This window comes from Marilutibacter aestuarii (genome assembly GCF_006546775.1).
Classification (GTDB): Bacteria; Pseudomonadota; Gammaproteobacteria; order Xanthomonadales; family Xanthomonadaceae; genus Marilutibacter; species Marilutibacter aestuarii.
This window is the reverse complement of sequence record NZ_VICE01000078.1, coordinates 1-9,448: the sequence shown is the minus strand read 5'-3', so window position 1 is coordinate 9,448 and position 9,448 is coordinate 1. Positions and strand designations below refer to the sequence as shown.

9 protein-coding genes and 1 tRNA gene are annotated in these 9,448 nt (G+C 69.0%); 4 read left to right on the top strand and 6 right to left on the bottom strand.

Going from position 1 to position 9,448, the window contains the following annotated elements; genetic code table 11:
- Positions 1 to 102: 102 nt before the first annotated feature.
- From FKV25_RS08350 to arsN2, 4 genes are all read left to right on the top strand, one after another.
- Positions 103 to 450, top strand: a complete 348-nt coding sequence (locus FKV25_RS08350) for a GrpB family protein (RefSeq protein ID WP_170218592.1) — start codon at positions 103 to 105, stop codon at positions 448 to 450.
- Between the two features lie 75 nt (positions 451 to 525).
- A complete protein-coding gene (locus FKV25_RS08345; protein WP_141518335.1) occupies positions 526 to 897 on the top strand; it encodes a hypothetical protein in 372 nt (123 codons plus the stop codon).
- Between the two features lie 173 nt (positions 898 to 1,070).
- Positions 1,071 to 1,724 (top strand): alpha/beta hydrolase, encoded by a 654-nt coding sequence (locus FKV25_RS08340; RefSeq protein WP_141518334.1) that lies wholly within the window; start codon positions 1,071 to 1,073, stop codon positions 1,722 to 1,724.
- A 13-nt stretch (positions 1,725 to 1,737) separates the two neighbouring features.
- A complete protein-coding gene (arsN2, locus tag FKV25_RS08335; protein ID WP_141518333.1) occupies positions 1,738 to 2,196 on the top strand; it encodes an arsenic resistance N-acetyltransferase ArsN2 in 459 nt (152 codons plus the stop codon).
- 97 nt (positions 2,197 to 2,293) lie between these two features.
- Here arsN2 and FKV25_RS08330 read toward each other — a convergent pair.
- From FKV25_RS08330 to murJ, 6 genes are all read right to left on the bottom strand, one after another.
- Positions 2,294 to 2,369: transfer RNA gene (locus FKV25_RS08330), tRNA-Thr, on the bottom strand.
- A 116-nt stretch (positions 2,370 to 2,485) separates the two neighbouring features.
- A complete protein-coding gene (gene ispH / locus FKV25_RS08325; RefSeq protein WP_141518332.1) occupies positions 2,486 to 3,436 on the bottom strand; it encodes a 4-hydroxy-3-methylbut-2-enyl diphosphate reductase in 951 nt (316 codons plus the stop codon).
- A gap of 67 nt (positions 3,437 to 3,503) precedes the next feature.
- Positions 3,504 to 4,010: a signal peptidase II gene (lspA, locus tag FKV25_RS08320; protein ID WP_141518331.1), complete on the bottom strand. Its 507-nt coding sequence runs from the start codon at positions 4,008 to 4,010 to the stop codon at positions 3,504 to 3,506.
- Positions 4,010 to 6,805 carry an isoleucine--tRNA ligase gene (gene ileS / locus FKV25_RS08315; RefSeq protein ID WP_246072019.1) on the bottom strand — a complete coding sequence of 932 codons (2,796 nt, stop codon included), beginning with the start codon at positions 6,803 to 6,805 and terminating at the stop codon, positions 4,010 to 4,012. The genes lspA and ileS overlap by 1 nt, the downstream gene beginning before the upstream one ends.
- A 59-nt stretch (positions 6,806 to 6,864) precedes the next feature.
- Positions 6,865 to 7,815 carry a bifunctional riboflavin kinase/FAD synthetase gene (locus FKV25_RS08310; RefSeq protein ID WP_141518329.1) on the bottom strand — a complete coding sequence of 317 codons (951 nt, stop codon included), beginning with the start codon at positions 7,813 to 7,815 and terminating at the stop codon, positions 6,865 to 6,867.
- Between the two features lie 58 nt (positions 7,816 to 7,873).
- On the bottom strand, positions 7,874 to 9,415 hold the full coding sequence (murJ, locus tag FKV25_RS08305; RefSeq protein ID WP_141518328.1) for a murein biosynthesis integral membrane protein MurJ: 1,542 nt from the start codon (positions 9,413 to 9,415) through the stop codon (positions 7,874 to 7,876).
- Positions 9,416 to 9,448 lie beyond the last annotated feature (33 nt).

The window sequence follows — 9,448 nt, the reverse complement described above, 5'->3', positions numbered from 1 at the left end:
CGACACGGCTCCAATGGAGGCGTCTCTCCGGTAGAGTTCGAACGGCAAGCGGGACTTTCAGGCTCGTAGGTGTCTATGAAACCCGGGGCGATTCACCTCGACATGGCCGTCGTCATTCAATCCTTTGAAGGAGGGCGTGCACTCGTTCCCCTCCTGACCGACCTCGGATATGAGTACCGGGGCGAGAACGGCATTCCTCTTCGGCACTACTTCGTGCAAGGATCCCCACGGCGCACCCATCATCTCCACATGCTCGAGCAAGATAGCGCCGAGTTGATGCGGCACCTGCGCTTCCGCGACATCTTGCTTGACTCGCCCTCGACGGCTGCGCGGTATTCAAAGTTCAAGGCTGCCATCGCCGCGGAATCTGGCGGAACGCGCGACCTGTACCAGAGTCGCAAGGTTTCGTTCATAGATGAGGTCCGTCGATTGCGGAGCGAGGCCCAATAATTCCGCAACGCGTTTCCCGCCAACTGGCTACATGATCCGCCTCAGGTCAATGCCACCCACCCAATCAGAGGTCACATGATTTTTGCCGTTGCGACCGATGAAGCGACACTGATGGTCTTCCCGGGGGCTGGGGAGGCCATCGGATATTGCGAGGCCATCGACGTCGAAGACGGTGGCTGGCTCTTCTGGGACGAAACCGGCACGGCCCTCGCGCCCCGGTTCTTCGTGCCGAACCATCGTGGCCCGTTTGTCGTGGGTGGCGGGCGCTACGACCTGGTGCCCGCGCCGCACCTCGCCGGGCTGGATCAAGACATGGCGGCGATCAGACAGCTTGAGGCCAACCCTTACTTCCCGACGCTGGAGGCTGTGGAGTCGCATCTCGCGAACAAGGCCGCGTTGCGCCGGACTGGTGACGGACTCGCGCCGCCGGATACCCACGGGGTATAGCGCGCGGGGCCCGTGGCCGCGGGCCGGTGGCAGGCCGATGCCCGGCTCGCGATGCCAGCGGCCATGGCCGGCCCAGCGCTGCCCTTCCCGACTTCCGGCACAGCGACGAGCTCCCGAATTGCCGCTATGGTTGGCACCGCCCGCCCCCTTCCGTCCACTTGCTGGAGTGCCCCTTGAACGCCTGGATCCTGTTGGTGCTGACCCTCGTGGCCCCGACGGCCGCCGCCGCCGTCATGACCGATGTGCCCGAGTCGCCGGATGCTGCGCGGGTCCACCTGATCTACCTGCACGGCCGGATCATCGAGAACGCCGGCCCCACGCCTACCGATTCCCGGTTCGGTCGCTATGACTATCCCGCGGTACTGGATGCATTGGCGAGCCGGGGCGCCGTCGTGATCTCGGCACAGCGCCCCCCGGGTACCGAGATGAACCGTTATGCGGGTGTCGTCGTGTCGCAGGTCGAAGCGCTCATTGCGCGGGGCGTGCCGGCCAAGCGCATCGTCGTCGCCGGTTTCTCGAAGGGCGGCGGGATCGCGACGCGGGTCTCCAGCTTTCTGCGGCGCCCCGGGGTACGTTTCGTCCTGCTGGCCGCGTGTCCGATGGGAGACGTGCCGACCCACCTGCAGTTCACGGGCCGCGTTCTCTCGATCTTCGAGAAGAGCGACGAGCTGGCCGGCAGCTGCCAGCCCCTCGCCGAGCAGTCGCGCGAGCTGGCCTCGTTCGAGGAGATCGGGATCGCGACCGGCAAGCGGCATGGCGCCTTCTATACGCCGATGCCGGCGTGGGTCGATCCGGTGCTGGACTGGGTCCACGCCGATGTCGATTGAAGGCGATGATGTCATGCCGCCCACCCGGCCCGGCTTGATCGAAGCGATCAACCATGACGCCGCTGTCGAGGCCCTGCTTGCCGCCTGCGATCTCGATGCAAGTGATCTACAGGAGTCCAGCGCCGTGCTGTTTGGACATGTCGCCGATGGCGCGCTGCAGGGCCTGGTGGGCCTTGAGATGCACGGCAACGCTGCCCTGCTCCGCTCGCTCGCCGTCGCCGCCGAGGCCCGCGGACGTGGCCTCGGCGAGGCCCTCGTCGACCACGCCGAGCGAGAGGCCACTGCCCGAGGCCTCGAACGCCTGTTCCTGCTGACCACGACCGCCACCGGCTTCTTCCAGCGACTGGGTTACCGAACCCTGGCGCGCGAGGATGCTCCACCGGGCATCGTCGCCAGCACGCAGTTCGCCAGCCTGTGCCCGGCCTCGGCCAGCTTCATGGCCAAGACGCTCCCCGGGAACGACAACGGGTAGCGACCTGGCCGAGCCCGGTCCCTGGACGCGAAAAAGCCCCGCTTGCGGGGCTTTTTCGTCGATGGCGATCCAGGGCGGGCGCCCTGCATGCCGCGATTGGTGCCGGAGATAGGAATCGAACCTACGACCCCATCATTACGAATGACGTGCTCTACCAACTGAGCTACTCCGGCGTGGAGCATGCCGCCCTGCGAAGCGCGGCGCCGCGACGGGCCGCGGGAGCTGAATTCTAGGCGGGGTGGGCGCCGGGGTCAATCGAAAGCTGGTGCGGGCGCCCGTCGCGGGCAGCTCAGTCCACGAGCTGGACGCGCAGTTCCTTGGGCAGGGCGAAGACCATGTTCTCGGGTTCGCCGCTGAGCTCGGCGACGTGGGCGGCGCCCAGTTCGCGCAGGCGCTCGATCACGCCCCTCACCAGGACTTCGGGGGCCGAGGCGCCGGCGGTGATGCCGATGCGCGTGCGTCCCTCCACCCAGCGCGGGTCGATCTCGATCGCACCGTCGATGAGGTGGGCCTCGACGCCCTCGCGTTCGGCCAGTTCGCGCAGGCGGTTGGAATTGGAACTGTTCACCGAGCCGACGACCAGGACCAGGTCGCATTCGGCGGCCAGCTCGCGCACGGCGTCCTGGCGGTTCTGGGTGGCGTAGCAGATGTCGTCGTTGCGCGGGCCCTGGATCGCCGGGAAGCGCCGCTTGAGGGCCGCGATGACCGCCTGGGTGTCGTCCACCGACAAGGTGGTCTGGGTGGTGTAGGCGAGGTGCTCGGGCTGGCCGACCTGCACCCGCTCGACGTCCGCGACGTCCTCGATCAGGTAGATGTTGCCCTTGCCCTTTTCGCGCTGCCATTGCCCCATGGTGCCTTCGACCTCGGGGTGGCCGGCATGGCCGATGAGGATGACATCGTTGCCGGCGCGGCAGTGGCGCGAGACCTCGAAGTGGACCTTGGTCACCAGCGGGCAGGTGGCGTCGAACACCTTCAGGCCGCGACGGTCGGCCTCCTCGCGCACGGCCTTGGACACGCCATGGGCGCTGAAGATGACCGTGGCGCCATCGGGCACCTCGTCCAGCTCTTCGACGAACACCGCGCCGCGGCGCTTGAGGTCGTCGACCACGAACCGGTTGTGGACGACCTCGTGGCGTACGTAGATCGGCGCGCCCAGCGTCTCGATCGCGCGCTTGACGATCTCGATGGCACGGTCGACGCCGGCGCAGAAACCTCGGGGATTGGCGAGCAGTACGTCCATGGGATCCAGGCGTGGGGCGATGGCCTGCACGCGGGGTGCGGCCGACAAGCGACAGTGTAACGCCGACTCAGTCGGCCTGCGCCGGACGGGCGCCGCTGAACAGGCCGTGCACGGCGATGCCGATGGCACCGGCGACGATGGCCGAGTCGGCGATGTTGAACGCCGGCCAGAAATAGTCCTGCCAGTGCCACTGGATGAAATCGACCACGTGCCCGTGCACCAGGCGGTCGATCACGTTGCCGATGGCCCCGCCGATGACCAGTGCGTAGGGCGCGGCGGTCCGCCAGTCACGGCGCGGCGTGCGCGACAGCCAGTACCCCAGCAGCCCGCAGATGCCGGCCGCCAGGAGGGTGAAGAAATACTTCTGCCAACCGCCGGCATCGCTGAGGAAGCTGAACGCAGCGCCCGTGTTGTAGGTCCGGTACCAGTTCCAGAAGCCATCGATCACCGGGATGGCGGTGTATTCGGGCAGGGACGAAAGCACCCAGGCCTTGCTCCACTGGTCCAGGACGATGACCAGGACCGACAGCGCCAGCCAGGCCAGGGCATCGGGACGGGGACGCGGCGCGGCCATCAGAACCACCGCCTGTCTTCGCCGTCGCCGTCGACGTTGCTGGCGCAGCGTCCGCACAGCAGCGGATGGGCTTCGACCTGGCCGACGTCGGCGCGATGGTGCCAGCAGCGCACGCACTTGGACTTGGTGGTGGGTTCGGCTTCGACCCGGACGTCCTTGGCGTCGTCGTCGGCGACGACCTCCACGTCGCCGCTGATGAAGAAGAAACGCAGTTCGTCCGCCAGCGGCGCCAGCCAGTTCTGGTCGGCCACCCCGCAGGCGAGGCGGATCTCGGCCTCGAGCGCGGCGCCGATGCGACCGGCGGCGCGCATGGGTTCGAGCACCCCGCTGACCTCCTCGCGAAGCTCCAGCAGTCGCTCGAAACGCGCCGGCGACAGCGCGGCGTCGTCGGCCATGGGCGCCAGCCCCTCGTACCAGGTGGCGAACAGGACGTTGCCTTCCCGCGTGCCGTTCGCTGGCGCGGGCAGGTAACCCCACAATTCATCGGCGGTGAAGCCGAGCACCGGGGCGATCCAGCGGACGAAGGCTTCGATCACGTGGTACATCGCGGTCTGCGCCGAACGCCGGCCGCGCGAGTCCTCCTGCATCGTGTACAGGCGGTCCTTGGTGACGTCCAGGTAGATCGAGCCCAGGTCGACGCTGCAGAAGTTCAGCAGCGCCTGGACGATCTCGGCGAAGTCGTATCGGGCATAGGCGGCCTTGACGGTTTCCTGCAGCTGCCAGGCACGATGCAGGATCCAGCGGTCCAGGGCGACCATGTCGTCGACGGCCACCAGGTCGCGCGCGGGATCGAAGCCGTGCAGGTTGCCCAGCAGGAAGCGCGCGGTGTTGCGGATGCGGCGGTAGGCATCGGCGTTGCGCTTGAGGATCTCCTGCGACAGCGACATCTCGTTGCTGTAGTCGGCCGAGGCGATCCACAGGCGCAGGATGTCCGCGCCAAGGGTATTCATGATGTCCTGGGGCTCGATGCCGTTGCCCAGCGACTTGGACATCTTGCGGCCCTTCTCGTCGACCGTGAACCCGTGCGTCAGGCACTGGCGGTAGGGCGCGGCCTTGTCGATCGCCACGCCTGTCAGCAACGAGGACTGGAACCAGCCGCGATGCTGGTCCGAGCCCTCCAGGTACAGGTCGGCCGGCTTGCCGAAGCCGCGCTCGAGCAGGACGCATTCGTGGGTGACGCCCGAGTCGAACCAGACGTCGAGGATGTCGGTGATCTTCTCGTAGTCGCCGGCTTCGGCGCCCAGCAGCTCCGTTGCGTCGAGCGTGTACCAGACATCGACGCCGCCCTGCTCCACCCGGTCGGCCACCTGGCGCATCAGGTCGGTGCTGCGCGGGTGCGGCTCGCCCGTTTCGCGATGGACGAACAGCGCGATCGGCACGCCCCAGGTGCGCTGGCGCGAGATCGTCCAGTCCGGACGCCCCTCGACCATGCCGGCGATGCGCGCCTGGCCCCACTTCGGATACCACTCGACCTCGCCGATCGCGGCCAGCGCATCGGCGCGCAGGTTCGCCTGGTCCATCGAGATGAACCACTGCGGCGTCGCGCGGAAGGCGATCGGCGTCTTGTGGCGCCAGCAGTGCGGATAGCTGTGCTCGAGCTTCGCGAACGCCAGCAGGTGGCCGTTCGCGCGCAGGGCCTCGACGATGGCGTCGTTGGCCTTCCAGATGTGCTGCCCGGCGAGCACGGTCTCGCCGGCCGGCGGCGTCGACGGCAGGTAAACGCCGCGACCGTCGACGGGATTGAGCTCGGCAGCGGTGTACTTGTCGAGCAGGCCGTACTGCTTGCTGGCGACATAGTCTTCCTGGCCGTGGCCGGGCGCCGTGTGCACCGCGCCAGTACCGTCCTCGTCGGACACGTGGGTGCCCAGGATCAGCGGGATGTCGCGGTTGTCGTAGAACGGGTGCGCCAGCACCTGGCCTTCGAGCGCAGCGCCGACAGCACGGCCGTGCACCACCGCCTCGTCCACCCCGTAGCGCGCGAGCGCCCTGTCGACCAGCGCCTCGGCGACGACCAGCCAACGGCGACGCCCACCGTTCGCGGGGCCTTCGACGAGGGCATAGCCCAGGTCGGGCCCGATCGAGATGGCCAGCGATGCCGGGAGGGTCCACGGCGTGGTGGTCCAGATCGGCACGGCGACGTCGACGTCCGCCGGGTGCAGCGCGCCGAACAGCTTGGCCAGCGCGGCGGGGTCGCGCGCGATGTACGCCACGTCGATCGCCGGCGACACCTTGTCCTGGTACTCGATCTCGGCCTCGGCCAGGGCCGAGCCGCAGTCGAAGCACCAGTGCACCGGCTTCACGCCGCGGGTCAGGTGGCCGTTGTCGATCACCTTGGCCAGCGCGCGCATCTCGTTGGCCTCGAAGCGGAAATCGAGGCTCTTGTACGGGTTGTCCCAGTCGCCGACCACGCCCAGGCGCTTGAAGTCGCGACGCTGGATGTCGATCTGCTCATTGGCGTAGTCGCGGCACTTCTGCCGGAACTCCACCGCGTCCAGCTTCACCCCGACCTTGCCGAACTTCTTCTCGATCGCGATCTCGATCGGCAGGCCGTGGCAGTCCCAGCCCGGCACGTAAGGAGCGTCGAAGCCCGCCAGGTACTTGGACTTGACGATGATGTCCTTGAGGATCTTGTTCACCGCGTGGCCGAGGTGGATCGAACCGTTGGCGTACGGCGGGCCGTCGTGGAGCACGAACAGCGGCCGGCCGGCGGCATTCTCGCGCAGGCGCTGGTAGAGCCCCTCCTCTTCCCAGCGCGCCAGCGTCGCCGGCTCGCGCTTGGGCAGGTCGCCGCGCATCGGGAACTCGGTCGCCGGCAGGTGCAGGGTGGACTTGTAGGGATTGGCGGGGGCGTCGGTCACGCTTGGGCTCGCAGTGGGGGCTTCGTCAGGAGGGCGCGCGCCTGGTCGGCATCGCGGTGCATCTGCGCGACCAGGGCCGGGAGGTCATCGAACTTTTCCTCGTCGCGCAACTTGGCGACGAACTCGACTTCGATCCTGCGACCGTACAGGTCGCCGTCGAAATCGAACAGGTGGGCTTCGAGCAGGGGTTCGACGCCGTCCACGGTCGGACGGGTGCCGAGGCTGGACACCGAGGCCATCGGCCCCTCCCCCACGCCGTGGACCCGGGTCGCATAGATGCCCGACAGGGGCGGCGTCCTGCCACCGAAGCGGATGTTCGCGGTGGGGTAGCCCAGGGTGCGGCCGAGCTGCTGGCCGCGGACGACGCGGCCACCGATGGCATACGGTCGTCCCAGCAGCCGCGCGGCGGCCTCGAAGTCGCCCGCCACCAGTGCCGCGCGGATGCGGGTGGCGGAGACGCGCTCGCCGTCCAGCATGACCGGCTCGATCTCGCCGGCGACGAAGCCGTGCGCACGACCCAGCCGGTGCAGGGTGTCGATGTCGCCCGAGCGCGCCTGGCCGAAGCGGAAGCCGGGTCCGACCCAGACTTCCCGCGCGCCCAGGTGGCCCACCAGGACACGCTCGACGAAGGCCTCGGCGGACAGGCGGCTCAAGCGTGCGTCGAAGCGCAGCAGGCCGACCGAGTCGATCCCAAGCGCCAGCAGGCCCTCGGCCTTGGCCCGCGCCGACAGCAGTCGCGGCGGAGGCGACGCCGGGGCGAAGAACTCGCGCGGCAGGGGCTCGAAGCTCACCGCGACCGAGGGCACGGAAAGCGCATGCGCGCGCGCCACCGCGTGGCGCACCAGCGCGCGATGCCCCAGGTGGAGGCCATCGAAGGCGCCGATGCAGACCACACTGCCGTGCGGGCATCGGGGCCCGCCGTCGACGTCACGAAACAGCCTGCTCATAGAACCCGGCAGTATATAGGGCGCACGCGCCGCTCGTCCGCCCTGGCCACGCCCCGGTTCAATGCCGCAGGTGCCGGGGCCGCAAGCCCATCAGCAGCAGCGTCGCGGCGTAGGCTCCGCCCCCGGCGGCGACCGCGGCCAGCAGCCACAACCAGCGCGCCGCCATCGGCAGCACGCCCCAGGCACCCACGTGGGCGCGGATGGCGAGCACCGCCGCGGTCATCGCCACCAGCGCGACGCCGATCCGCAGGAGCCAGCGCCCCCAACCGGGCTGCGCGCGGTACAGGCCCTGCCGGCGCAGATAGCGCCAGAGCAGCACGGCGTTGAGGATGCCGGCCAACGCGCTGGCGGCGGCGATGCCGACGTGCGCCTCGGCCACGCCCATCATCCACAGCGGGGTCACCAGGGCGACGGTCAGTACCACGTTCGCGACGACGGTGATGATGGCCGCGCGCATCGGGGTCCGGGTGTCCTGGCGGGCATAGAAGGCGGGCAGCAGCACCTTGCTGAGCATGAAGGTGGGGATGCCCACGCTCATCGCGGTCAGCGCCACGCCCACCATGCGTGAGTCCTCGGCGGTGAACGCGCGGCGCTGGAACAGCGACGCGGTGAGCGGCTCGGCCAGCAGCGCCAGGCCGACCGCGGCCGGCACGCCGATCAGCAGCACGATCCGCAGGCCCCAGTCGAGCGACTTCGAGTAGCCGGCCTCGTCGCCGGAGGCATGGTGGCGCGACAACTGGGGCAGGATCACGGTGCCGATCGCCACGCCGAACAGGCCCAGCGGCAATTCGGTCAGGCGGTCGGAGTAGTACAGCCAGGACTGCGCCGCGGGCACCAGCAGGGCCGCGAACATGGTGCCCACGAGTACGTTCACCTGGGCCACCGAGGAGGAGAAGACGGTCGGCAGCATCAGCCGCGCGACCTTGCGCACGCCGGCATGGCGGACGTCGAAGCGCAGTCGCGGGCGCAGGCCCAGTCGACCCATCGCCGGCCACAGCACGAGCACCTGCAACACGCCCGCGGCGAGCACGCCCCAGGCCATCGAGGCCTCGGGCACGGCCAGGCGGTCGGCCAGCAGCCACATCGCCGCGATCATCGCGAGGTTGTGCAGGACCGGCGTCAGCGCCGGCAGGCCGAAGTGCCGGAACGTGTTGAGCACCCCGCCCGCGAGCGCCGTCATCGAGATGAAGACCAGGTACGGGAAGGTGATGCGCAGCATCTCGGCCGTCAACGGGATGGTTTCCGCGTCGGCCGGCGCCAGGGCCAGGAACAGCCGCGCGATCCACGGTGCCGCCAGCACGCCCAGCGCGCTGACCACGAGCACCACCGCGAACAGGGCGCCGGCGACGTGGTTGAGCAGGTCCTGCAGGGCCTCGTCGTCCCCCTTTTCCTTCATCTCCGACAGCACCGGCACGAAGGCCGAGGAGAACGAACCCTCGGCGAAGATGCGCCGCAGGTAATTCGGGATCCGGTAGGCGACCACGAAGGCGCTCATGCCCGGCCCGGCGCCGAACAGGCTGGCGGTCACTGCATCGCGCACGTAGCCGGCAATGCGCGAGATGAAGGTCATCACGCTGAACACGGCGGTGGACCGCAGCATGCCCCGCTCGCGGCCGGGCGGGCGCGGGCCGGG